The sequence below is a fragment of the Vibrio sp. Isolate33 genome (assembly GCF_022397895.1).
GTDB classification, from domain to species: domain Bacteria; phylum Pseudomonadota; class Gammaproteobacteria; order Enterobacterales; family Vibrionaceae; genus Vibrio; species Vibrio pomeroyi.
On record NZ_JAKEUP010000001.1, the window covers coordinates 632,010 to 655,267 of the forward strand.

At 44.3% G+C, this 23,258-nt stretch carries 23 protein-coding genes; 5 read left to right on the forward strand and 18 right to left on the reverse strand.

What is annotated here, in order from left to right; translation table 11 throughout:
* Positions 1 to 58: 58 nt before the first annotated feature.
* The 4 genes from cyoE to L1D37_RS02635 all read right to left on the reverse strand — a co-directional run bounded on the left by cyoE (position 59) and on the right by L1D37_RS02635 (position 3,685).
* Positions 59 to 997 (reverse strand): heme o synthase, encoded by a 939-nt coding sequence (cyoE, locus tag L1D37_RS02620; RefSeq protein WP_239846769.1) that lies wholly within the window; start codon positions 995 to 997, stop codon positions 59 to 61.
* Positions 987 to 2,042, reverse strand: coding sequence for a COX15/CtaA family protein (locus L1D37_RS02625; RefSeq protein ID WP_239846770.1), 1,056 nt, complete (start codon positions 2,040 to 2,042; stop codon positions 987 to 989). The genes cyoE and L1D37_RS02625 overlap by 11 nt, the downstream gene beginning before the upstream one ends.
* Positions 2,043 to 2,117: 75 nt before the next feature.
* A complete protein-coding gene (locus L1D37_RS02630) occupies positions 2,118 to 2,726 on the reverse strand; it encodes a hypothetical protein (RefSeq protein WP_239846771.1) in 609 nt (202 codons plus the stop codon).
* A gap of 59 nt (positions 2,727 to 2,785) precedes the next feature.
* A complete protein-coding gene (locus L1D37_RS02635; protein WP_239846772.1) occupies positions 2,786 to 3,685 on the reverse strand; it encodes an SURF1 family protein in 900 nt (299 codons plus the stop codon).
* On the opposite strand from L1D37_RS02635, the gene L1D37_RS02640 reads away from it, so the two are divergent.
* Positions 3,597 to 3,827, forward strand: coding sequence for a DUF2909 family protein (locus L1D37_RS02640; protein ID WP_017630007.1), 231 nt, complete (start codon positions 3,597 to 3,599; stop codon positions 3,825 to 3,827). The genes L1D37_RS02635 and L1D37_RS02640 overlap by 89 nt on opposite strands.
* A gap of 29 nt (positions 3,828 to 3,856) precedes the next feature.
* Here L1D37_RS02640 and L1D37_RS02645 read toward each other — a convergent pair whose 3' ends face one another.
* The 4 genes from L1D37_RS02645 to coxB are packed head-to-tail and all read right to left on the reverse strand — an operon-like array spanning position 3,857 to position 8,281.
* Complete coding sequence (locus tag L1D37_RS02645) at positions 3,857 to 4,741, reverse strand: cytochrome c oxidase subunit 3 (protein WP_176679950.1); 885 nt, start codon at positions 4,739 to 4,741, stop codon at positions 3,857 to 3,859.
* Between the two features lie 38 nt (positions 4,742 to 4,779).
* Positions 4,780 to 5,394 (reverse strand): cytochrome c oxidase assembly protein, encoded by a 615-nt coding sequence (locus tag L1D37_RS02650; protein ID WP_239846773.1) that lies wholly within the window; start codon positions 5,392 to 5,394, stop codon positions 4,780 to 4,782.
* A gap of 11 nt (positions 5,395 to 5,405) precedes the next feature.
* Positions 5,406 to 7,067, reverse strand: coding sequence for a cytochrome c oxidase subunit I (ctaD, locus tag L1D37_RS02655; RefSeq protein WP_239846774.1), 1,662 nt, complete (start codon positions 7,065 to 7,067; stop codon positions 5,406 to 5,408).
* On the reverse strand, positions 7,064 to 8,281 hold the full coding sequence (gene coxB, locus L1D37_RS02660; RefSeq protein ID WP_239846775.1) for a cytochrome c oxidase subunit II: 1,218 nt from the start codon (positions 8,279 to 8,281) through the stop codon (positions 7,064 to 7,066). Before coxB ends, ctaD begins: the two co-directional genes overlap by 4 nt.
* 502 nt (positions 8,282 to 8,783) lie before the next feature.
* Here coxB and L1D37_RS02665 point away from each other — a divergent pair.
* On the forward strand, positions 8,784 to 10,490 hold the full coding sequence (locus L1D37_RS02665) for a phospho-sugar mutase (protein WP_239846776.1): 1,707 nt from the start codon (positions 8,784 to 8,786) through the stop codon (positions 10,488 to 10,490).
* A 106-nt stretch (positions 10,491 to 10,596) separates the two neighbouring features.
* On the opposite strand, the gene L1D37_RS02670 is transcribed toward L1D37_RS02665, so the two are convergent.
* From L1D37_RS02670 to yegD, 4 genes are all read right to left on the reverse strand, one after another.
* The gene (locus L1D37_RS02670; RefSeq protein WP_132762461.1) at positions 10,597 to 11,229 is read right to left on the reverse strand and encodes a LysE family translocator; all 633 of its coding nucleotides are present in this window, start codon (positions 11,227 to 11,229) and stop codon (positions 10,597 to 10,599) included.
* A gap of 150 nt (positions 11,230 to 11,379) precedes the next feature.
* The gene (locus L1D37_RS02675; RefSeq protein ID WP_239846777.1) at positions 11,380 to 12,012 is read right to left on the reverse strand and encodes a fumarylacetoacetate hydrolase family protein; all 633 of its coding nucleotides are present in this window, start codon (positions 12,010 to 12,012) and stop codon (positions 11,380 to 11,382) included.
* A gap of 288 nt (positions 12,013 to 12,300) precedes the next feature.
* Positions 12,301 to 13,341, reverse strand: a complete 1,041-nt coding sequence (locus L1D37_RS02680) for a porin (RefSeq protein ID WP_239846778.1) — start codon at positions 13,339 to 13,341, stop codon at positions 12,301 to 12,303.
* Between the two features lie 538 nt (positions 13,342 to 13,879).
* Positions 13,880 to 15,232, reverse strand: coding sequence for a molecular chaperone (yegD, locus tag L1D37_RS02685; RefSeq protein WP_239846779.1), 1,353 nt, complete (start codon positions 15,230 to 15,232; stop codon positions 13,880 to 13,882).
* A 425-nt stretch (positions 15,233 to 15,657) separates the two neighbouring features.
* Between yegD and L1D37_RS02690 the strand changes: the two genes are divergently transcribed.
* Complete coding sequence (locus L1D37_RS02690; RefSeq protein WP_239846780.1) at positions 15,658 to 15,966, forward strand: DUF1289 domain-containing protein; 309 nt, start codon at positions 15,658 to 15,660, stop codon at positions 15,964 to 15,966.
* Between the two features lie 136 nt (positions 15,967 to 16,102).
* On the opposite strand, the gene L1D37_RS02695 is transcribed toward L1D37_RS02690, so the two are convergent.
* The gene (locus tag L1D37_RS02695) at positions 16,103 to 16,453 is read right to left on the reverse strand and encodes a HopJ type III effector protein (RefSeq protein ID WP_239846781.1); all 351 of its coding nucleotides are present in this window, start codon (positions 16,451 to 16,453) and stop codon (positions 16,103 to 16,105) included.
* A 194-nt stretch (positions 16,454 to 16,647) separates the two neighbouring features.
* Between L1D37_RS02695 and L1D37_RS02700 the strand changes: the two genes are divergently transcribed.
* Entirely contained in the window at positions 16,648 to 17,307 is a 660-nt protein-coding gene (locus L1D37_RS02700) for a PilZ domain-containing protein (RefSeq protein WP_239846782.1), read from the forward strand.
* 113 nt (positions 17,308 to 17,420) lie between these two features.
* On the opposite strand, the gene luxQ is transcribed toward L1D37_RS02700, so the two are convergent.
* From luxQ to L1D37_RS02725, 5 genes are all read right to left on the reverse strand, one after another.
* On the reverse strand, positions 17,421 to 19,985 hold the full coding sequence (gene luxQ, locus L1D37_RS02705; RefSeq protein WP_239846783.1) for a quorum-sensing autoinducer 2 sensor kinase/phosphatase LuxQ: 2,565 nt from the start codon (positions 19,983 to 19,985) through the stop codon (positions 17,421 to 17,423).
* Positions 19,985 to 21,079, reverse strand: coding sequence for an autoinducer 2-binding periplasmic protein LuxP (locus L1D37_RS02710; protein ID WP_176679962.1), 1,095 nt, complete (start codon positions 21,077 to 21,079; stop codon positions 19,985 to 19,987). The genes luxQ and L1D37_RS02710 overlap by 1 nt, the downstream gene beginning before the upstream one ends.
* A 308-nt stretch (positions 21,080 to 21,387) precedes the next feature.
* Positions 21,388 to 21,702: a GIY-YIG nuclease family protein gene (locus L1D37_RS02715; protein ID WP_176679963.1), complete on the reverse strand. Its 315-nt coding sequence runs from the start codon at positions 21,700 to 21,702 to the stop codon at positions 21,388 to 21,390.
* On the reverse strand, positions 21,703 to 22,359 hold the full coding sequence (locus L1D37_RS02720; protein WP_239846784.1) for a YceH family protein: 657 nt from the start codon (positions 22,357 to 22,359) through the stop codon (positions 21,703 to 21,705).
* 63 nt (positions 22,360 to 22,422) lie between these two features.
* Entirely contained in the window at positions 22,423 to 22,623 is a 201-nt protein-coding gene (locus L1D37_RS02725; RefSeq protein WP_239846785.1) for a hypothetical protein, read from the reverse strand.
* 195 nt (positions 22,624 to 22,818) lie between these two features.
* On the opposite strand from L1D37_RS02725, the gene L1D37_RS02730 reads away from it, so the two are divergent.
* Positions 22,819 to 23,133, forward strand: a complete 315-nt coding sequence (locus L1D37_RS02730; protein ID WP_004742367.1) for a DUF496 family protein — start codon at positions 22,819 to 22,821, stop codon at positions 23,131 to 23,133.
* Positions 23,134 to 23,258 lie beyond the last annotated feature (125 nt).

Here is a 23,258-nt window from a genome sequence, read left to right on the forward strand (position 1 = left end):
AAAAACGGATGCCTAGCGCATCCGTTTTCTTGTTCAATAACATCTGAAAAGTCAGTTATCAAAGTAGATAGTGGTCCGCCAACAAGGCCACAAACAAGAGCATAAGGTGATAGATAGAGAACTTAAACGTCTTCATCGCCATGTTGGGCTCATCACGATACTTGAGTAGCCAAGCGTGATAAACAAAACCACCGTTTAGCACCAAAGACGCGCTCAGGTATATCCAACTGCTCATTCCAACTAATACTGGTAGTACACACACAATGCTTAACAACAGTGTATACAGCAAAATTGAAGTCTTGGTGTAGGCTATCCCATGAGTAACAGGCAGCATCGGGATATCCACTTTGGCGTACTCGTCACGACGATGAATCGCAAGCGCCCAAAAGTGTGGAGGCGTCCAGATAAAGATGATCATCACCAACAACCATGCGCTTGAATGTAGCTCATTAGTGACAGCCGTCCAGCCCAATAACGGTGGCATTGCGCCTGCGATCCCTGCTATGACAATGTTCTGCGGCGTCGCTCGCTTCAAGTACATAGTATAGATAACCGCATAACCCAATAAGCTCGCAAAAGTTAGCCAAGCGGTCAGTGGGTTTACCAACACCAATAAGGTAACGAAGCCAAGCAAGCCAATGCCTGCAGCAAACGCGAATACTCGTACGCTACTGAGATCTCCCGATGGTAAAGGACGACGATTAGTTCGAGACATTTGCCCGTCGATCTTCTTGTCGATCAAATGATTAAATGCAGCAGCCGACCCTGCCATTAACCCTATCCCTATCATGCCGAATAAAGCTTGCTGTAGTGGCAGCCCATTGGGCACGGCCAAACACATTCCGACTAATGCCGTTAGCAACATCAAAGCAACCACTTTAGGCTTGGTCAGTGTTAAATAAACCTTCCAAGCAGCTTTGTTTTTTGCAGCCATTTCATGACTTAAAGCTGGGGCTTGAACCACCACTTGATGCTGTGTTGAAGTTCTACTGACCATGATTACCTCCTTGTAATACACTGTTCTTGACCAAGTTCTCACTTGGTTTTCGCTGCCACACGACAAAGTTGGTTACAACCATGCTAATAAGCAGCATCGCCGCGACTAGATTATGTAAAACCGCGACTGATATTGGCAGGTGAAACCACACGTTGCTGATTCCAAGGCTGATTTGAGTAACCAACACTATTGCGACAATCACGCTCAACTTTTGTTGTGGTGTTTGACCAAACTTCCACAACTGATACACGACCATTAGCACCGTCAACGTTGCCACAATAGCGCCAAACCTATGCATGACATGTATAGTGAGCCTTGCGGGATACTCCAATACACCGAACTCATAGTTCTCATGGCCGTGCTGTGCAAAATCGAACGCGTTCTTAAAGTCTAGGTAGCTTGTCCAGTTCCCCTCACAAATTGGTAGCTGGGTACACACCAACGCGGCATAGTTTGACGAGGTCCACCCGCCAAGCGATATCTGCCCCGCCACAATCACCAAGCCCAACGAGGCCCAGAATTTAATCTGAGGCGCGTAAAAGGGTTCGCCAAATCGGGTTTGGAAATTAGAGAGACGGCAGTAGAGTAAACACAGCAGAGACAGCAGCGTAAAACCACCCATCAAGTGCGCCATAACCACGACAGGCATCAGCTTGAGTGTCACTGTCCACATGCCTAATAAAGCCTGAAAAATCACGGTTGCCGATATAAGTAACGGTAGTCCAGAAGAGGTGATGTTCTTCTTAATACACCAAGCAACCACAACAAAGATAAGAAGCCCTAATGAACCCGCAAAGTAGCGATGTATCATCTCAATCCAAGCTTTGTCTGCTTCAAGAGCGCGTTCAGGAAATTGGAGATTGGCTTGATTCACTGCTTGTGCATCAGAAGGAACGGTGATTTTCCCATAACACCCAGGCCAATCAGGGCAACCAAGACCAGCATCAGACAAACGAGTATAAGCACCTAAAACAATCACGGTAAGCGTCAGTAAGATAGTCACTCGCATCACGAGCATGAGTAAATCAGGGGCTTTATTCTGCATCGTTTATCTCCCTATATTTATTCCCTGTTCCCAATAGAGTTCAATCGCTACGGTCAAACACGAATGCTCTATCAGCTACCCGACGCGCGACAGTTTAAGAAGCTTTCTGAGATCATGGATCATGCCTTTAGACTGCCCGACTAACTGCGACGATTCTGAGACACTTTTGTATTCCATAACGAGTTGCCCAAGAGGGTCGATGATAACGATGGAAGCAGGTGCGAACTTGGTGCTCAACTGATCTCCACCGGATAGAAACGACAAATCAGGTTTGTTAAAAGCTCCTGGTAGCGCATCCCCTTCAGAGACAAAAACCACCGCTGTCACTCGTTCCTTATTTTTCCCTAACGCTAAATAGCTTTGGTTCAAGTAGTAGAGCTGTTGTTCACACAAGCTATCGCACTCCGTTGGCGCAATGTAACCCACCAGCCACCCCTCTCCTTCCACCGGAGCCGTCAATCCAAAATCCTGCAACGTCACTCTTGGTTCAACCAACTCACCCGTGTTTGTCACACCAGAAGTGTACCAATTTTGCTCCAACACGGTTTTAGCGATAATGGCAGGCAAGGCGAAGATCAGAATCAAACCGATTAATACAAGGCGACCACGTGAGCGACGCTGTTTAAACGCAACCAAGTTTGCATCGGTACTGTCCTTGTTCATTTGCACTTGAGACTTATCCATTTTGATTCCCTGTATTAAGCGCTGCCGTTCGCTATCTGTATTTATGTCATTCCGATCATTTACTTCTTATTAATGTGACTATGTTTCTTTAAGTGTCGGTAGCCAATCAATAACATCAGCGAGAGCAATACCGCAGCCATAACGAACCATTGAAACGAGTAACCAAAGTGCTTCTCAGACTTCATCGCCGTAGGGCGCCATAACATCTCATAAGGCCATGAATCTAAACTCTGAGGTTGAAAGATAAACGGCAATACCTCTTGTCCTGTATATTGCGATAACGCCTCTATATTGATGTTTTGAATTCTTTTCGGTGCCGTATTCTCTAACCCAAGCTCCTGACTTAACGGATTCACCGAACGTGTGTACAAACGCCCGGACATCTTGGTTGGTAACGTGAGGTTTCCTATTTGTGGAAGCTCTCTTCTGTCATTACTTGCTGCAACAAACCCAAGATCGATCAACAGTTGTTTTCTTCCATCCTGTGTTAGAACCTCACCCAGCATGTAAATCACATACCCAACCGTTCCATGGTTGATTTGATTGTCCAACAAGAACACCAAACCACTCGGTTTCACCAATTCAACGTCAGCTTTAAAACCATTTAAGGTTGAAGGATTCAATGACTGCTGAGTTCGAATGCTTTTATCTCGCCATTCTGAAATCACGATACCTAGAGGCCTAGAGGACTGCGTTGCTCTCTGCGATAACTGTTGCTCGTAGCGTAATTTCTCGTTACCTCTGTCTAACTGCCATAAACCCAACTTGATTAAAATGCCGACTGAAACCAAAGTTAAAACAACCGCAACCCAAAAACCTTTACTGCGGAACTTTCGTTCATCATGATTCAAACCGTTTGGAGTTATCACTATGGCGTCATCCACCTTTATCTTGTTATTCAAAGTTGTATTGGTTGCTCTACTGTTTTTCATCGCCTTCAACTTAATGAAAGGCCTCATCCAAATCGCTTCTGGCAAACACAATGGCAAAAGGCTAAGTCACTTCTTAGGACGTCGAGTCATGTGGTCAGCCGTTGTCGTGTTAATGCTGTTACTGGCTTTGGGAACAGGGGTGATCACACCTAACCCTCGTCCTTATTAAGCCTAACGAAACTCTAAAAGGATGTTTCGTTATAGGACATAAACGAACACAAACAGCCCTAACCAAACCACATCAACAAAGTGCCAATACCAACTGCCGGCTTGGAAAGCAAAATGGTCTTTCGGAGTGAAGTGGTCTTTCGCAACCCTTGCCAGTAACACAATCAAAAAGATCGTCCCTAAGCAGACATGCAAACCATGGAAACCTGTCAATAAGAAGAAGGTGTTGCCATAGATACCCGATTGAAGGGTCAGCCCCATCTCTTGGTAAGCGTGAACGTACTCTTCGACTTGGAAAAACAAGAAAAAACCAGCCAGAACAATCGTAATTTCTAACCAAACGATTAATGCCATGCGCTTATTTTGTTCAAGGCTTAGATGCGCCATGTGCAGCGTTACGGATGAAAGCAGTAAGATTATGGTGTTCTTAAGTGGGATACCTTGCCACGGCATAGCCTGTGTTGTTACACCATCAGGTGTCGTGGTCAGCGGCCACATCGATTGAAACATCGGCCAAAGTACTTCGTGAGTCATCTCATTATTGCCCGCCCCGCCAATCCAAGGGACAGATATCATGCGAGCATAGAAAAGCGCACCAAAGAAAGCACCAAAAAACATGATTTCAGAGAAGATGAACCAGCTCATGCCTTGCCTAAAAGAGCGAGATATTTGCTCGGAGTAAACACCACTCAATGATTCTGTAATCACATTACTAAACCAACCCGCGAGCATATACAGAAGAACAGCGAAACCGACTAACAACACCGCTTTGCCGAATACGCCACCAGCAGCGTCAGTGCCCATGTTTTGCACGGTTAACCCAGCACCAACCGCAACAAGGAACAGAGCAACGGCACCGACTAACGGCCAATGGCTTTGATGTGGAACGAAATACACTTCCTTTTTAGAACTCATCGCTCAACTCCTTTTGTTGATTCTGGTTCTGTAATTTCTTAATTACTAGCGAGTACGTTAGGCTCAGGATCGTTTACTCCCCCAACCACCTCGCTCGTGATATTGAATAACGTATAAGAGAGCGTCAGCGTGTGTATCGACTCTGGAATATCTGGCTCTATATAAAATATCAAACCCATTTCAGCGCTCTTGAAGCCATCAAGTGGTTGCTGATTGAAGCAAAAGCATTCCATCTTGTTGAAATAAGTCGCTCCCATTCCTGGAGACACCGATGGCACAGCCTGTCCAATCAGTGAACTCGCAGATAAGTTTTTCGCGATGTAATTGGTTTGCACCACCTCGCCAGGATAAACTTCCAACACACGCACTTCAGGCGAAAAAGTCCATGGCATATCAGGCTTAATATGAGACATGAATTCCACTCGGATCGTACGAGAGTAGTCCGGTTGCATCCCCTGAGGTTGAACAACAGAAACAGTATTAGTTTTACCGTTGATTCCCAACGCCTCACACATCACATCGTAAAGCGGAACCAAAGCGAAACCGAAGCCAAACATCGCCACTACACTCAATACCAAGTAGCCCGTCAGCTTCTTAGTTGAACGCTTTGGTTGTTTTTCATCTTGATTCGGATTGCTTTGCTTATCACTCATAGCTCATCCCTCTAATCGATTTTAGGTGGATGAGTGAAGGTATGATGAGGCGCTGGACTTGGTACCGTCCACTCCAGCCCTTCAGCACGTTCCCATGGCTTGCTTGATACAGGCTCGCCGCCTTTCACACACTTGATAACTAGCCACAAGAAGATAAGTTGCGATAAACCAAAGGCAAACCCGCCTATCGACACCACTTGGTTAACGTCAGCGAACTGAATAGCGTAGTCTGGAATACGACGTGGCATGCCCGCCAAACCTAAAAAGTGCATAGGGAAGAAAAGCACATTGACTGAGACGACTGAAGTCCAGAAATGCCACAGACTGAGCTTATGATCGTACATATGGCCAGTCCACTTAGGCAGCCAGTAATAGGCCGCAGCCATTATCGAGAACACCGCACCCGTTACCAGAACATAGTGGAAGTGAGCTACCACAAAATAGGTGTCATGATATTGGAAATCCGCAGGAACGATGGCGAGCATCAATCCAGACAAGCCGCCTATCGTAAACAGCACAATAAAGGCGATGGTGAAAAGCATTGGGGTTTCGAAGGTCAATGCACCTCGCCACATGGTTGCGACCCAGTTAAAGACTTTCACCCCCGTCGGCACCGCAATCAGCATGGTGCAATACATGAAGAATAGCTCAGCAAAAACGGGCATCCCCGTAGTGAACATGTGATGTGCCCACACTAAGAAAGACAAGATGGCGATACTACAGGTCGCGTACACCATCGAGTGGTAACCAAACAAGCGCTTGCCACTAAAGGCTGGGATGATGGCAGAGACGATACCAAACGACGGTAGAATCATGATGTACACTTCGGGGTGTCCAAAGAACCAAAATATGTGTTGGAACATGACGGGATCACCACCACCTGCCGCATCAAAAAAGCTTGTTCCAAAGTATTTATCGGTCAATACCATGGTCACCGCTCCGGCGAGAACCGGCATCACGGCTATCAGCAAGAAAGCGGTAATTAACCAAGTCCACACGAACATAGGCAGTTTAAACCAAGTCATACCCGGTGCTCGCATGTTCACGATGGTCACGATGACGTTGATCGCCCCCATGATCGAACTGATCCCCATAATATGAACAGAGAACACAAACAGTGCCGTACTGTCTGGGCCGTAAGTCGTTGAGAGCGGCGCGTAGAATGTCCAACCAAAACTCGGGCCACCTCCCTCAGTAAACAGAGAACCAATTAAGATTAAGAAAGCAAAAGGTAGAATCCAAAAACTGAGGTTGTTCATTCTAGGCAAAGCCATATCGGGAGCGCCGATCATCATCGGGATCATCCAGTTAGCGAGCCCCGTGAATGCAGGCATTACCGCACCAAACACCATGATCAAGCCGTGCACTGTGGTCATCTGATTAAAGAAATCAGGCTCAACAAGCTGCAGACCCGGTTGGAACAACTCAGCACGGATCACCATTGCCATCGCACCACCGGTTAAGAACATTGCGAAACTGAACCACAGATATAATGTACCGATGTCTTTGTGATTGGTTGAATACAGCCAACGCGCCCACCCTTTTGGAGCGGCGTGAGAGTCGTGACCATCCAGAGGTAGGTCATTGCTATCCAATGTACCTTCCACAGAATGACTCAAGGCCTGATCTTCTGCAGGCGCCGATTTCACCGGCTTATCAATTGGTGAACTCATAGCTGCTCCTTAGCATCACTTTGTGCTTCATCCGTTGAGCCCTGTTCGTCAGGTGCTTGGGCTCCGCCTTCTTGTTTAACCTTGTAAGCGTTAATATCTGAAGCCTGAACAATATCGCCCGTGTCATTACCCCAAGCGTTTCTTTGGTAAGTAACGACCGCTGCGATCTCTTTCTCGGTTAACTGGTTATCGAAGGATTGCATTGCCGTGCCTCCACGACCATAAACAATGGTATCGATATGCACATCGACATCCCCAAGAGCAACCGAGCTACCTTTAATCGCTGGGAATGCACCGGGAATACCTTCCCCGTTCGCTTGATGACAAACCGCGCACCGAGTTTTGTAAACCTCTTCACCTATGGCATTCAATTCGTCTAAAGAAAGTGACGCATCTAACGCATCTTGAGCCGCTTGTTGTGCGGCAATCGTTAACTCTTTCTGCTCCGCCAACCATGCATCAAACTCGTCTTCTTCCATGGCATGTACCACTATCGGCATAAAGCCATGCGCTCGGCCACACAGTTCAGCACATTGGCCGCGATACACACCGGGCTCATCGATCTTTGTCCAAGCTTCATTAATGAACCCTGGAATGGTGTCTTTCTTCACAGCAAAGGCCGGAACCCACCACGAGTGAATCACATCGTCAGAGGTCATCAAGAAGCGAACTTTTCTATCAATAGGAAGGACGAGTGGCTTATCAACCTCTAGTAGGTAATGCGCGCCTTTCACTTCGATGCCTTCGATTTCTTTATCACTGGTCGCCAGCAAGCTGAAGAACTCAACATCTTCGCCAAAATAGCTGTAATGCCATTTCCATTGTGAGCCAGTAATTTTAACGGTGAGTTCAGATTGAGAAGTGTCTTCCATCGCTATCAAGGTTTTGGTCGCGGGTATCGCCATTGCGATGAGGATAATAATAGGAATGATGGTCCAGAGGATTTCGACTTTGGTGCTTTCGTGAAAATGAGCCGCCACCGCGCCCTTCGACTTTCTGTGCCTCAGAATCGAATAGAACATGACACCAAAAACGACGAAGGCGATTGCACAGCAGATGTAGAAGATAAGCATATGAAGTTCATAAACCTCACCGCTGATCTCAGTCACGCCTCTTGTCATGTTGTATTCACTACTTGCATGCACTAAAGGCGACACTAAAACCACAACAAAACTCTTCAAAAGCCACGCTAGCCTAACCAGTAATCTTTTCAAAAGATCTCTCCTTATCCTTCCTAATTGGATACTTGCGACCTAAATGTCGTTACGAGCCATATTTCGTTGTGAGCTAAGTTTCGTTACAAGCTATATGTCAATACGAGCGAGACAACATTCATTGTTATCTCGACTACACATGAAAAGGCTGAATCTCAATCTACAACTCACATGGAGACAGCTTTAAAGCGCTATCAACCTCGTATATCCCCATGAGCCAATACGGCTCAAAAGCGTTAGAGGTTTCCATGAAAGATTCAAAAACGGCGAATTTGTTAAATTTTGTTATATTTATGTAAAAGGCTAGTTAGTGATATCCAATTGTTCAAGGTAAGTTTACTTGCTAAACAGTCAATTATTTGAAGTGACTAAGCTACATGCCCTCTTGCCGTTGGAATTTATTTTATATCGAGTTTTACGATTGCTTTCATAGAAATGATAATCAATATCACTTAAGTTAAATCAACAGTAAGTCATACAGACATTAAAAGGTTTAGTGATTATGCAAGATGCAATGAATTGGTTAGCGAGAGACCCAGACCCGAGAACTCGTGAAGAGCTTCAACACCTCATCGATGAAGGAATGCACGACGAATTAGAAGATCGCTTTACGCAGCGATTAGAGTTCGGAACAGCAGGTCTTCGTGGCAAAGTGGGATGCGGTCCAAATAGAATGAATCGCTTAGTGATACAAGAAACCGCGACTGGGCTTGGTCACTATCTGATAGAGCACGTTACAAATGCGAAGATTCGTGGTGTTGTTGTGGGCTATGACGGCCGCTTAGATTCAAAGCAATTCGCTATTGATACCGCTTCTGTACTCACAGCTTTAGGCATTAAGGTTTACTTAACCTCGAATGTCGCTGCAACCCCTATCGTTGCTTTCGGCATTGAGCATTTCAATGCAGCCGCAGCCGTTGTGGTCACAGCTAGCCATAACCCGCCAGAATACAATGGCTTCAAAGTGTACTGGGAGAATGGTGCTCAAATCATTCCACCGCATGATGCTGGCATTGCTTCTGAAATCGATATCGCATCGACCAAGCCTATTCCTTTAATGAGCTTGAGTGACGCGGAAGCACAAGGCAAGTTAGTGTGGTTGACTGAGGGCTATTACCAAACGTATCGCGCTGCGATCAACCAGAGCCCATATGTGAGCAAAGATATTGAATCGGCGAACACCACCATCACCTACACCGCGATGCATGGTGTAGGCGCACAAATGGCTGAAGATCTTCTCCATGATTCTGGTTTCCATAAGGTATTCAGCGTTGCAGAACAAAGGGAGCCCGATGGTAACTTCCCAAGCGTCAACTTCCCTAACCCGGAAGAAAAAGGGGCGATGGACCTTGTGGTCAACCTCGCAAAAAGTGTCGATGCAGACATAGCTTGTGCCAACGATCCAGATGCAGACCGATTCGCCGTCGCGGTCAGAACTGAAGATGACTCATACAAAATGCTGACGGGTGATCAAGTAGGTGTGTTATTCGCTCACTACTTGTTGTCAAAGCCACACACTAAAAATCAGTTGGTTGGTAATAGTATCGTCTCTTCAACTCTGCTTGAAAAAGTGGCGAATGCTCATGGTGCTACCTATTTCCAAACACTGACAGGCTTTAAATGGTTAGCCAACATCGGCATGCAATTAGAAGACGAAAACAATGAGTTCTTATTCGCCTATGAAGAAGCGCTAGGCTATACGATTGGCACTCAGGTTCGAGATAAGGATGGATTGTCTGCTATCGTTGTTTTCGCTCAACTGGTTGAGGAGCTGAAATCTCAAGGTCGAACGGTTTGGGATCTTCTTGCTCAGATCTCGTTGGAGCATGGTGTTCACACCAACGCACAACGCAGTATCGCGCTTGACCCAGATTCACCATCGATAGGTTCGAAACTTAGATCAGCACAACCCAAAGCAATCAATGGTGTCGCTATATCAGTGATTGAAGATCTGCAGTCGTCGTTACGTTTTGTTATTGGTGGGAATACTGAAGCGATTAACCTGCCCGCAAGTGACGTACTCATATATCATCTCGAAGATGGTTCACGCATTATCGTCCGTCCTTCAGGAACAGAGCCTAAAGTTAAGGTTTACTATGAGACGGTGACAAAGTTCGAAGGAACAGAAACCTACGACGAAACTCGCCTGCGTGGTGAAGAGTATATGGACAAACTCATAGAACAACACCAACAAGAACTGAATTCTTAACGACTGGTGTGTTCAACATATAACGGCTAAAAACAAAAAATGGACGCTCTAAGCGTCCATTTTTCTATCGTCGTTCACTGCGCGATAATATGTTCGATTTGGAACTTTACGAAGTAAAGAATGAAGACAACATCCAAACCGCCAACACGATGAATACACCGCCCATCACTTTCTGTTGATAAGTGCGGAACTTAGCATTTTCTACTAGAGACTTACCAATCGTACCCACCAACGCCACCAGCAAGAAATTGAACGTTAAACCTAAGACATTCAGTAACAAGCCAAGCACTAACATCTGCTCGCCCGAAGTCGCTTCAATATTTGTCGACACGAACTGAGGTAAAAACATCACAAAGAACACTAAGGCTTTAGGGTTAAGCAAGTTGCTGATCAGCGCTCGTTGATAATAGGCTTTTGCAGCAAAATTATCGTTTAACTCCGGTGCATTCCCCTGCTCTGTTCTCAGGCAATCCCATCCCATCTTTAACAAGTATGCACCGCCTAACAAATGGAGAGCTTTAAGCGCTATTGGGCTCATTGCGATCAACGCTGATACACCCATAGCCGCTAATACTGTCAGAATGATTCCAGAAGTCGCATTGCCTAGGCTTGCAAACACGCCGACCTTACGGCCATAGCTCATGCTTGAACTCGCGATCAGTAACATATCAGGGCCAGGTAAAAGGAGAAGTGCAACAACGGCAGTCAGGTAGACAGGTAAAATGGTTAAGTCGATCATGGGTTTCAGCATTGATAAAAACGGAGGCGGATTTTATATCAATTACCAACACCCTTCCAGGTGCAATCAATTGTTCGGCGTTTATTTATTCGAATTAAAAACCAACATCAAGTAAAAAAACCAATTTATTAACTAAATAGAAAAGACTAATTAACTTGCTACCCACTCGATCTCAATCAATGTCGTATCACCACACTTTAGGCGACCAAGGAAAATATCGCCTCGATGTACGGCTCCAACACCTTTTGGCGTGCCCGTCATCACAACATCGCCGTCTAGCAAGGTAGTATAAGAAGATAGCTCTTCTAGGATAGTTTGTGGAGAGTAAAGCATCTGCTCAACATGTCCTTTCTGAACACGAACACAGTTAATAAACAGCTCTAGATTTAAGTCTGCAAGGTCTAAGTTATCAGTTGGAACGAAGCGACTAAAAACGGCAGAACCATCAAACGCCTTGGCGCGCTCCCAAGGTAAGCCTTTTGCTTTTAAGCTACTTTGCAACTCACGCTTAGTGAGATCTAACCCTAAGCCCACGGCTGAGTATTGGCCATTTTCAACGATAAAGCAGATCTCAGCTTCGTAATGTAGTGCTTCTTGATGGAATGAAGAGAGAGAGGAAGTCACACTGGTGCTTGGTTTATTGAACACCACCATAGAGTCAGGGATCGCGTTGTTAAGTTCTTCAATGTGATCGACATAGTTACGCCCAACACACAGTACCTTGGTTGGTGTTGCGGTTCGTTTCAAATTTATCAATTGTTCCTGATCTACAACGCTGCTCATAGTTTGTCCCTGAACTATTTTTGGAATGCAGAGTTTACCGCATCACAAAATGAGAGTCTTCGACAAGATGGTCACTAAGATCTAAATTCTGATCTTTAGTTCAATTCGATGATTTGAAAGTGTTTATACGAAGGTCGCGACAGTGCGAAATGACAATTCAAGACAGAAGTCCAAAACGAAAAAAGCCCTCTCTAACCAAAAGGTTTGAGAGGGCTTAGCATGGTGTCTAGGACAGTATCCTAAAAGGTAAACCTAAGGAGTAAACACTATGCTAAATCAGTCTGCGACTTATAGGTAGTAACGAGCACCAAGTAGCCATTGGTCGTCAGCTTTCTCTTTGTACTCACCAGAACCTTGTAGGTCGAATTGGTAACCAGCGAAGCCTACGAACTGAGATGTGAAGTTGTATTCAGCTTGTAGAGCAGTTGTGCTGTACACAGTTTCGCTCTTCTTGTCGTCTTCTACCGCTTCGTAGTTAACGCTTAGGTTAAGGCTGTTAGAAAGAGCGTAAGACGCTAGTAATTCAATAGCAACTGACTCTTCAAGAATCTGCTTGTTACCAGTGTTCATGTAGTTGTTCATTGCGTAAACACCAGCAAGGTATAGACCTTCAGCGCCGTACGAACCGTAAGTTGCACTTACTACGTGAGAATCAGCAGTTTTTGAACCAACAACACCTGCGTAATCAACATCACCTGTATTGTATGCATAGTTTGCAGAGAAACCAGCAATTGCATAGTTCAACGCGATTTGACCACGGTTACCGTATTCATTCAAATCAGCAGCCTTACGACCTTGCCATGCAACACCAACGTTTAGAGAACCTGCGTTGCCGAAATCGATAGCGTTACCGTAGCTCACCATCTCTTCGCCACGACCAGTACCTAGGTTACCGTGATCTTCGTAGATGAAATCATTCGCGAACGCGATTGGCATATCAGCTACACCAGCAACGTTGTAGTAAGGTGCCCATTGAGTACCTACTGCTGCGCGACCGTAATCATCGTGAGAAAGGCCAACGTAACCAAGACGAGTTGTGAACGACTCATCACCGCCGTCTAGCATGTTTAGCGCCCATTCACCTTTAGCATCAGCAGTGAAGCCGTTACCAAGTTCGTGAGTTGCACCGAAGTTGATACGTGGAGAAACAGTTTCTACGCCGATGTCATCGCTGTTAATGCGGTCATCGCTGTTTACATCACCAACTGCAACTGAAACGTGACCGCCAACTGAGAATGTTGTGCCGTCTTCGTTGTAAAGTTCTACTGCAACTGCCTGTGTACCAAATACTGCACCAGAAATTGCTAGCGCTAAAAGTTTCTTATTCATTTGTCATGTCCATTATGTAACTGGGTGAGTTATTCACTAACAACCTCGTGCTTACGAAGAAGTTGTTACCTGCATTTAACAAGTAGGCAAACACTAATCGATGAATGACAAAAAAGTTGCATTAAAATATATAAAATAAAAACAACAATGCTATAAAAAACAAAAATCACTTTAAAAACAAGAAAATAAAACACAACCACAAGAAAGTCTTTGTGTTTTATTTATATTGGTCAAAGCGATTTTTTGGTTTTTAAATCACTAAAAAAGCATTTAAAATCAAAGAAAAGAAAGAGTGAACCGTCGATGAATAGGAGAAACTTGACAATGAAACATTCTGTAACATTTAGAACCTACTAGAAAACTTTCAAACTAAAGCTTACTAGCGAAGCCCAAGCTGAACTCACTAATATATGGATAAACCACTGCTATCAAGCTAGAGCGTTAGACACAAAAAAGGGCAACCAGTCGAAGACCAATTACCCTAGTTATCTTTTTCTAATTGCGTAATAGCCCTAATGGGGCCACACGAATTAAGCTGTTATTTAAAACAAACCTCAGCCCAACGAGCTAGACCCGCGGTTACAGAACCAAAGTAATTGCCACTCACAATTGGAACATTTGGCACAGCTTGTTGTACGGCTTCTCGCAGTATTGGCGAACGAGCTGAACCACCTGTCATGTAGATGACATCTGGCTTTTTCTGACCTTGCTGTATCGCTTCTTTCACCAACTCAATCATCTTAGACTTTGGCGTTTCGATTGCATCGATCATCTGTTCAACTGAGATATCCACCTCAACCAACTCAGAAGCTACGTTAATTGCTGTTCGATACTGAGCACATTCTGCTAGCGCAATCTTGGTTTCTTCCGCGCGACGAACAATGCCATAGCCTAGAGTATCGTGATAAACCTTCATCAAGCGATCTAACTTTTGAGGTTCTGACGCTTCTTTACGAAGTAACTTCAACGCTGCAAGGTTTTCACGAGAATAGAAGTTCTTCTGAGCTTCTACATTGTTAATCGCAATCGGGTTCCAGAATTGAGTCAATGGCATATCAATACCAGAGATACCTTTACTGCCCATACCGAAAGGTGACATCAGTTGTTTGAACGCTAGATAGATATCGAGGTCATTACCCCCTACCCTTTGCCCGCTATGTGCCAATAAGCTCTGTGTGCGATCGGCTTGACCAGTCCAACTAGGACCCATTTCTAGCAATGAACAGTCGGTCGTACCACCACCAATATCGACCACCAATACCGTTTGGTTTTCAGTTAAGGTGCTTTCGTAATCTAGGCCTGCGGCTACTGGCTCAAATTGAAAGGCGATATCAAGGAAGCCAGCACGCTTAGCAGCGCGAGTAAGGATATCTTCTGCTTGTCTGTTTGCCTCTTCACCACCTCGACCATGAAAGTTAATTGGTCGGCCAATAACCGCTTGTTTGATCTGTTCTTGAGTCGTGCGCTCGGCTTGGTGTTTAATATTTGCCATCATGGCACACACCAAATCTTCAAAAAAGCTGACCTGAACATCGTGCAGGCCACTTGCACCAAGGAAAGACTTAGGAGACTTAACGTAATAAACGTCACGAGGGTCTTCTAAATATAAGTCTAGCGCAGCCTGACCGAATGCCATATCTTCCGGCACTAGGTCGATGCTCTCTTCTCGGTTCAATGCAATCGCACGTCGTAACACTTGCTCACCAACCGCATCACTTGGCTTGATGTTTAAATGGCGAAATAGATGCTCAGACACACTCTCACGAGTTGGAGCAAACACAGTTGAGGGAATATAATGGTTGCTACCTTCTAGTGGTAACAGGCTTGGTTCTCCATTAACCATCGCCGCGACAGAACAGTTCGCTGTTCCATAATCAAATCCAATAAACATAATATCCCCCAAGCAACAAAAGGGGCGAGATGCTACATGAAAAGCCTTGAAATTACGAGGTCATTTGTCGATTTTACTTAGGGTCTGTTGACCTTTCGTGGTTAAATTTTTGTTCGAGATAGAATCGTTTTAGGCGCGGCAAGATGTATGTAGCCTAGTCATTCTAAGTAAATACTTCTTAACAAAGTATCAAACGATTCTAACCGAACCCTTCGGGCAACCTTTGTGGTTCATTTCTACTGTGTTATCGGCTTCTCATGTAGGCTAGCTACACTTCAAAGCCTCCGCCTTGTAGAAATTTCCCACAAAGTGCTGCAAAAATCAGCTCAAAAGATCAACAGACCCTTGTTGTTTTTGCTTTGACGACTCTTAAAAAGGAAACAAATATGCTACATTTCAGCGCAAATAAATCACGGGTCAGATAGATGAAAACACCTTGCCGAGCGGCTTGTAAAAATAATGGCGGTATGTGTAGCGGTTGCTTTCGCACAATGGATGAAATTATAGGTTGGAAAGGCTTATCTGAGAATGAAAGAGATTCTGTTATGGATAACGTCAGTGGCGCGAGTTCAACTCACCAATGTCCACAATGTAATGAACCCGCTCAATGCGATATCAGCGCTGGTAAAGAAACGTGTTGGTGTTTTGAATTAGAGAAGCGCGATACGAGCGATATTCCAAAAGCTGGCGTTTGCATGTGTCGTAAGTGCCTGTCTGAGCTGCCGATTCAGTAATTGGCACGCCTATTCTTGTACACTTGTCCTTGTAGAACTAATGAAGCGAGATATGATTTTCTCGCTTCAAAATACTTGTTGTTTAGTGAGTGTTTACTTCGTCTTTAAACCTATTTACTTAATCTTTAAAAACAATTTATTTAGCCTTTAAAACCAATGCAGGCTGAGAAAACTCTACTCCACTCCAACCGTGAGTCATGAAGTTACGAATATTTTGATGGTCGGTATTCTCAGGAAAACCTAATACGTCATTGCGGTAATACTGGCCAAAGCAAGCCAATGTCTGCTCCGCTGAAAGGCCTTGCTCTAAACCAAAAGCAAAAATCTTACACGAACCATTATTCTGACCAGCAGTATTCACAACATCACCGTTGCGAAATTCACACTCTGAAAAATCATAGTGTGCTTCTATCACTTGCATTGTATCTTCAAATTGCACGCTTTCCGGGGCATTAGACAACGTGCTTAATAGGGTTTCCAGTTCCATTTACTATTTCTCCATCAAGTAAGTAACGTACAGCAGTGTATCTTTTTTTTCGATAAGAGTAAGCCGTTGTTTAGTTGGCTAAGCGATTCATTTTTTAGCCCTGCTAGTATAATTACTTCAATGAAACTAATGACATAGTTTTATCAGGACGTTATATTATTTTATCAGATGGTTAACATTGTTCAGTAACGAATATGCATAAAGATAAAAACTTAGAACTGTTCAGATACCTAAAGCCAGGTACAAAAACAGCAGGTGTATTGGAATTTGGCCCAGACGATTCAATCCAGATCAGTACGCTCTATATCGGACACAAACAAGATCAATACCTTATCCTTGAGCTTTCACAAAAAGCGACCGAGGCACTGACACTCAGAAAGCTCATCAACGTCGATATTATTGTCCGCGCTATAACGGATACTGAGCTTGGTCATATCGTCGCATTTAAGACCAATGTATTGGCTCATATCACCTCCCCTGCGCATCTTATCTTCCTGCGTCCACCTTCTAACTTTGCCACTAAACCGATCCGTGAACACGAAAGATACAAAGTACGCCTCAACTGTGAAGTGACCTTTGATACCTTGTCATTAGATGCCACTCTGGTTGATTTTTCAGTATCAGGTTGCGGGATTTATCTTACACAGCAATCAGATATCGACGTGGGCTGGAAAATAAAGGTCAATTCACTCTTAAACGAGCACTTAGATGACGACCTAGTTTACAAAGTCGTGAGTAAGAAAAGACAGGGACAGGGTTGGCTATTAGGCATCCAATTCCCCGAGCACTTAGATATGAGTGATGAGTTAAAAACGCTGCTTTTAGAACAAGCTTTTGTAGCTGGCTCTATTTAGAGCTCTATATTTCTGCTTCGAAACACTACCTCGCTAAAGCACGACTTCAGTAAGCCGTTACTTCAGTAAACCAGAGCTTCCGTAAACCAGTGCTTCAGCATGCAACTCTTTAGCTAAGCCTCATTCCAATATGAGTTTTTGAAGTGCACAAAGGCTTGGTGTAGTGATTCTTCTTTAATGGGTTTTACTATCACGTAATTCGCCCCGGCAGCCATGAAACTGTCTCGCGTCGACTCTTGAGCATCGGCAGTGCACGCGTAAATAGGAGCAACGACACCGATGTCCTCTCTCAGCTGTTGTGTGGTTTCAACACCACCGAGGTTAGGAAGTTGGTTATCCATCAAAACAAGATCATAAGTCGTGGTTTTCGCCATCTCGATAGCCTCTAAGCCATCTTTTGCCCAAGTGACCACCATTCCGTACTTTTTGCAGAAAGCCTGCGCAATAAAGGCATTGGTGTGGTTATCTTCTACCAGCAGAACCTTCAAAGATCGACTAAACAATGCTTCAGGTTCGATATCAGATTGCGGCTTCGCATCGATTAATGGTTTAGAGTGTATTTCCACAGGAATTTCGATGATGAACTCAGAACCTTGACCGATATGACTGCGAACTTGAATGTCTCCTTCCAGCATATCAACAAGGTTTTTAACAATCGTTAACCCCAAGCCAGTCCCACCATACTCACGAGTTGTGGTCTCTTCTGCCTGAACAAAGGGTTCAAACACTGCGTCTATCTTGCTTTCATCGATACCAATACCCGTGTCTTTCACTCGCACAATCAAACTGGCTTGGTCGGAATTAAAGATGCTTTCGAGCTCAAAGCTGACCGAAATGCCCCCTTGGTGGGTAAACTTAAGTGCGTTACTCAGCAGGTTAAACATAATCTGGTTTAGACGGACTTGGTCGGTGTTGATTTCGATGTCGTCTACCAAGTGATTCACTATGGTAAACGTAACCGCCTTGTCTTCACACAACGGACGATAGATGCTATCTAAGGTGTTGACCAACTCGCCCAAGCGGAAATCTTTCTTTTGGATATTGAACTGCCCCTGCTCGATCTTTGAGAAGTCCAAAATATCGTTAAGTACCGCCAGTAGATGTTCCGCACTATTACAAAGTACATCGACTTGCTCGCGATTATCTTCACTGTGTATCGAGCGTTTCAGCAATTGAGACACACCCAGAATACCGTTCAGTGGTGTGCGAATCTCGTGGCTCATCTTCGCTAAGAAATCAGCACGCACATTCGCAAGGTGCTCTGCTTCTTCTCTTGCTCGATCGGCTTGTCTCTCAGCTTCAATCAGCTTAGTAATGTCTTGCCCTTGTACCACCACGCCCGTGATGCCGTGCTCAACACGAATGGCCGACATATTCCAACGAAACACCTTTTCACCAATAGGCACATTAATACCCGTTAGTTTCGCCCCCTGAACCACCATTTGAATGTTCGGCAACATACGATGCTCAAACTCTTGAGCCATAGCGCCATAGTTGTCATCCTCATCAAACAACGCCATACGAGCCGCAGGGTTCATCTGAATCAAATCGCCTTTTTCAGACCAAACCAAAATCGGTGAGTGGGCAAAGTTAAAAAGGTCTTGGAACTTTTGATTCTGTTCAGATAAGCGTTCAAACGTGTCTTCAAGCGTACAACCGATATGGTGAAATTCGAAGATATTAGAGCCGTCGAACTTATTGTACTCTTCGCTATCACTGGCAGAACGAGTGAAGTCCATCAATTTATCGAGCTCCGCCGCGACCCTTCTCTGAATCCAAGCGCGCGCAAAGAAAGACATGAATACGATCACCACAATCACAACAATGATTGCACGCTCATAGTTCTCTTCTAGCGCGATGAAGTTTGTGTTCTTCTGCACCGCACGAATGATGAGAGGGGTTTCAACTGCATTGATCTTAATGGTTGCAATAGTCACGAAATGACGAGGCAACTGCTCGTAAATTTGGTAATTGAGGATATCGGCTATGGTGTAGCTTTCATCGCCACTGAATGTCGATGTCACAGGAGTGCCGTGCGCTTCAATCACAATGTTTTCGCAATTGCTGCCCTGTTGAATAGATTCTGCAAGAGAGAAGTTATTATCTAATACAATCGCGATATAGAGCTGACCAAGCACCTCCCCGGTATTATTATCAACAATCGGGGTTCGACGAGCCAATAAATGGCGTTTGCCGATATCTGTCATGAGTTTAATGAAATGCCAGTTGCTGCTGAACGACACCTCATCTGATATATGTTTTAAGCTGGACGTATCCAAACCATAAAACTGACCGTTACCATCTTCCCATGCCAAACCATCATGAGTAGAAACAAAACGTAAATCCGGTGCATGGTCCGGTTCACGTTGGTCAACACCAAAGAAAAAGTAGCTCAGAGCCTCTTCATTACCTGTTTCAAAATACTCTTTTAGCGTTTCGCTGTGTGAGCTACTGTCTTGGTGGATTTGCAGCACCGACAAGCGGTAATCAAACATGTTTTGAATCAGACTAGATGTCTGCTGAACGGTTCGATTGGTCTCTTGTTTTACGATGCTGCTGCTGGTTTCATAATTGTGAATAAGCACGCCGAGTGCCATCACGCCTATCACTAAAATAATGATACGCGTAATGAGTTTGGCTAAGGTGTTCCTTGGTGTACTGGCGTAGCTTTTCTTCATTATTGACCTGAGTACCTAAATGCTCGCTGTTTAAGTTCTGAAATACGTTCTGCAGAATCCTCTTTGGTCACGACTTCAAATTCACCAGAGTAAACGGTAGGAACTTCCAACCCGGCCAGATCCCACTTGATAGCCTCTGCCATCGCAATACCGGTGTCGTCGTTCATACGCATAACGGTCACATCTAAGTCACCTCTCGCAAGAGCTTCAAGCTCAGCGGAACCACCGCCCCAGCCATTAACTAAGATATCTCGACCTGATTCGCGAATAGCTTCTGCCGCGCCTAGAGCGACATCGGTTGCACATGCATAGATAAAGTCTAGATCCTTATCGTTCGCTATGCTGATTTTAGCCGCTTGGTAACCGGTCTCTTTGTCTGACTTTGTGTAAAACGAAGACTTGAGGGCAAAGTTGGTGTCGGTGTTCACTTCATGGATAAAGGTATCTCCACGAGCATCACTGATATAACCTTCAGAGCGGTACAACACAGAGTATTTGCTGTCTGGTTGGCTCACTTCTTTAAAGTAATCCGCCAGTTTTAAACTGCCTGTCGCGTGGTCAAAACCCACGTACATAAATGGCTGTCTATCTGCCCAAGCACGCACCGGTGTGGTGATATTTTGCAAGATCAACTTTGTATCGGTGGAACTCAACACGTGTTCGATAAACTTACGGTGTCGCGTGGTATCTAAGGTAAAGATCAAGTAATCCGTTTTGTTCTCAATCGCCTCTTGCAAAGAAATACTCTGCTGAGTGAGATCGGCATTAACACGTGTAAACACCTGATTTATCTGATAGTTAATTCTCAGCTTATCAAGGCGCTTCTCAAATGCTTGGATATTACGAACCCAGTAGTCAGAGATCTGTTGACCTGGATACACAACCGAGATCGTGATCGGTCGATCTTGAGGTCGCCTCAATGGCACAGGATGGTTTTGCACAGCTTCGACCATTTTATCGGTCAATATTTTTTGTTCTGGAAACTTGGAAAGATAATCTTGGTATTCCCAGTACCCATTGAGGACATGAGTACCATGGGAGAGAGCGGACGCAGAAAATACGGCAAGTCCAAACAACATCAGTAAACGTTTCATATTTTTCTCGTTTTATATGAGCTACTTTGGCTCATTTTTTAACCTAGCATGACACCATATCTTTGTATGGCTGAACGATATTATGTAGGACAACGATTAGAAATGATAGCGTCTAGCGCTAATTAGAACGACATTCTAAATGAGCGAAATGTTAATTTGGAATAGAGATTAGGGTTAGCGTGTTAAATAGTGAAATTAGCCCGATCAAGCAAAAGTGAATTATCATTTAAATTCAATTAGTTAATAACAAACAATATGAAACCAAATATTATTAAGATTTAGTCAATAACGAATATTTTAGCTATGAATTATGAGACTTCGATATATTGAATTTGGTCTTCTTGCCACTCAATGATTAGTTTGAGTGATACCAGTTTTTCTTTACGAGATTTGGGTAATTGTTTGATCGCGTATTCGGTTTTCAATGCCTCACTTTTTGACCTAACATCGAAACTCCAAACCAACTTAAGCGGGCCTTTCCCTTTTAAGGCTTTGGCGCCTTTACCTGCCTGATGCTGTTCAAAACGGCGATCTAAATTATTCGTCACTCCACAATAGAGAGCATTGTGACGATTGCGGATCAAGTACACGACCCAATCCGCATTTTTATCAGACTCAGACATCTAAAGCAGCGATTCAACCAGAGCCTTAAGCTCTGCCACTTCTGCTCGTAGGCTTGCGACTTCTGCCTCTAATTCTTCAAACTTTTCATTGGATGCGGAAGGTGCTGCCGCGCTTACCGATGCCGTCGCAAACGCTTCAACATCCACTTCACCGCTCAACAGATGTTGGTAACGTGATTCACGCTTGCCCGCTTCACGAGGTAGCTTCACGACTAATGCACCCGCTTCTCTTGCAGCTAGCTTCTCAAGTGCCGCTTCCACCTCTTTCACATCGCTGAAGTTAGCCAGGCGGCCAGTTCGAGTACGGAGTTCACCTGGAGTTTGCGCACCACGCAGCAACATACAACAGATGATTGCGCGTTCTTGCTCGGTAAATTGCAGATCACCAAATTCTGTGTTGCAGAAACGATGTTGATATTTGTTTACGCGGCTATTGAAACTGCTTTCGTCGCTTACCATGCGACGCGAAATCAAACCATCAACCGCATCTAAAACGTCTGATTCAGACAGTGAAAGAACTGGTTCACGGTTGCTCTTTTGATTACAAGCCGTTGTTAAGCTGTTCAGTGTTAATGGGTAGTGATCGGGAGTAGTGACTTCTTTCTCGATCAAGCAACCAATAATTCTCGCTTCAATTGGGGAAAGTACTGTGTTCATCGTTTTTCCTTTTTATTATTTTGATAATTCCATCTCAACACCTAACAATGCAGCCACTTAGGACTAGTGCTCAGACAAAATCGGTACTCGTTTCTTTCTGCCTTGTTCATCAATCATTATGATCTTAGAACGGTTTAGCTCTATTTCCACGACTTCCAAATAAGTACGCTCTTGTACATACGCATCACGAAGCTTGTTTTGTTCTGCTGAAGATTCAGTGACGTTATCTTCCAATTCTTCGGTTTCTAATTGTTGTTGATTCATTTCACATTTCGTATCAATGCAGTATCTACATGGGATACTAACTTGATCGGTGAGATAAAAACAATCACACATCAGCGAGAGTGACGAATAATTAAACAACCTTACTTTTGCTTTGATCTAAAGACTGTTACATCATCAATTGATGTGCTTTAATCAGAACCAGACAACGTATTTGACGAATAGGAAAAGGAATCTATGAGCAGCGTATTTGAAATTGTTAACCAAGCACGACGTAAGAACAAACTTAAGCGTGAACTTTTAGACAACGAAAAGAAAGTTCGTGACAACCGCAAGCGTGTCGACCTTCTTGATAACCTACTTGATTACATCAAGCCAGAGATGACTCACGATGAGATCCTAGGCATTATCAAAAACATGAAAGCAGACTACGAAGACCGCGTTGATGATCACATCATCAAGAGTGCAGAAATTTCTAAAGCTCGTCGCGACATCAGCCGCCGCATTCGTGAACTAACAGAAGAAGACAAGCAAATCCAAGGTAAGAAGTAATCTCACCTCGTTGATTAACTTGTAATAATGTTAGTAACCCACTCTTTGTAGTGGGTTTTTTTGTACATAAATTCCAGTGTCTATACTTAAGCTTACGCATTTACTGATTCAAATATCACTAGCAA

What these genes read in the sequence shown, in the direction of transcription:
- cyoE (WP_239846769.1), bottom strand. Translation starts at nt 997, where the DNA reads ATGGTCAGTAGAACTTCAACACAGCATCAAGTGGTGGTTCAAGCCCCA.
- L1D37_RS02625 (WP_239846770.1), bottom strand. Translation starts at nt 2,042, where the DNA reads ATGCAGAATAAAGCCCCTGATTTACTCATGCTCGTGATGCGAGTGACT.
- L1D37_RS02630 (WP_239846771.1), bottom strand. Translation starts at nt 2,726, where the DNA reads ATGGATAAGTCTCAAGTGCAAATGAACAAGGACAGTACCGATGCAAAC.
- L1D37_RS02640 (WP_017630007.1), top strand. Translation starts at nt 3,597, where the DNA reads ATGGCGTCATCCACCTTTATCTTGTTATTCAAAGTTGTATTGGTTGCT.
- L1D37_RS02635 (WP_239846772.1), bottom strand. Translation starts at nt 3,685, where the DNA reads ATGAGGCCTTTCATTAAGTTGAAGGCGATGAAAAACAGTAGAGCAACC.
- L1D37_RS02645 (WP_176679950.1), bottom strand. Translation starts at nt 4,741, where the DNA reads ATGAGTTCTAAAAAGGAAGTGTATTTCGTTCCACATCAAAGCCATTGG.
- L1D37_RS02650 (WP_239846773.1), bottom strand. Translation starts at nt 5,394, where the DNA reads ATGAGTGATAAGCAAAGCAATCCGAATCAAGATGAAAAACAACCAAAG.
- ctaD (WP_239846774.1), bottom strand. Translation starts at nt 7,067, where the DNA reads ATGAGTTCACCAATTGATAAGCCGGTGAAATCGGCGCCTGCAGAAGAT.
- L1D37_RS02665 (WP_239846776.1), top strand. Translation starts at nt 8,784, where the DNA reads ATGCAAGATGCAATGAATTGGTTAGCGAGAGACCCAGACCCGAGAACT.
- L1D37_RS02670 (WP_132762461.1), bottom strand. Translation starts at nt 11,229, where the DNA reads ATGATCGACTTAACCATTTTACCTGTCTACCTGACTGCCGTTGTTGCA.
- L1D37_RS02675 (WP_239846777.1), bottom strand. Translation starts at nt 12,012, where the DNA reads ATGAGCAGCGTTGTAGATCAGGAACAATTGATAAATTTGAAACGAACC.
- L1D37_RS02680 (WP_239846778.1), bottom strand. Translation starts at nt 13,341, where the DNA reads ATGAATAAGAAACTTTTAGCGCTAGCAATTTCTGGTGCAGTATTTGGT.
- yegD (WP_239846779.1), bottom strand. Translation starts at nt 15,232, where the DNA reads ATGTTTATTGGATTTGATTATGGAACAGCGAACTGTTCTGTCGCGGCG.
- L1D37_RS02690 (WP_239846780.1), top strand. Translation starts at nt 15,658, where the DNA reads ATGAAAACACCTTGCCGAGCGGCTTGTAAAAATAATGGCGGTATGTGT.
- L1D37_RS02695 (WP_239846781.1), bottom strand. Translation starts at nt 16,453, where the DNA reads ATGGAACTGGAAACCCTATTAAGCACGTTGTCTAATGCCCCGGAAAGC.
- L1D37_RS02700 (WP_239846782.1), top strand. Translation starts at nt 16,648, where the DNA reads ATGCATAAAGATAAAAACTTAGAACTGTTCAGATACCTAAAGCCAGGT.
- luxQ (WP_239846783.1), bottom strand. Translation starts at nt 19,985, where the DNA reads ATGAAGAAAAGCTACGCCAGTACACCAAGGAACACCTTAGCCAAACTC.
- L1D37_RS02710 (WP_176679962.1), bottom strand. Translation starts at nt 21,079, where the DNA reads ATGAAACGTTTACTGATGTTGTTTGGACTTGCCGTATTTTCTGCGTCC.
- L1D37_RS02715 (WP_176679963.1), bottom strand. Translation starts at nt 21,702, where the DNA reads ATGTCTGAGTCTGATAAAAATGCGGATTGGGTCGTGTACTTGATCCGC.
- L1D37_RS02720 (WP_239846784.1), bottom strand. Translation starts at nt 22,359, where the DNA reads ATGAACACAGTACTTTCCCCAATTGAAGCGAGAATTATTGGTTGCTTG.
- L1D37_RS02725 (WP_239846785.1), bottom strand. Translation starts at nt 22,623, where the DNA reads ATGAATCAACAACAATTAGAAACCGAAGAATTGGAAGATAACGTCACT.
- L1D37_RS02730 (WP_004742367.1), top strand. Translation starts at nt 22,819, where the DNA reads ATGAGCAGCGTATTTGAAATTGTTAACCAAGCACGACGTAAGAACAAA.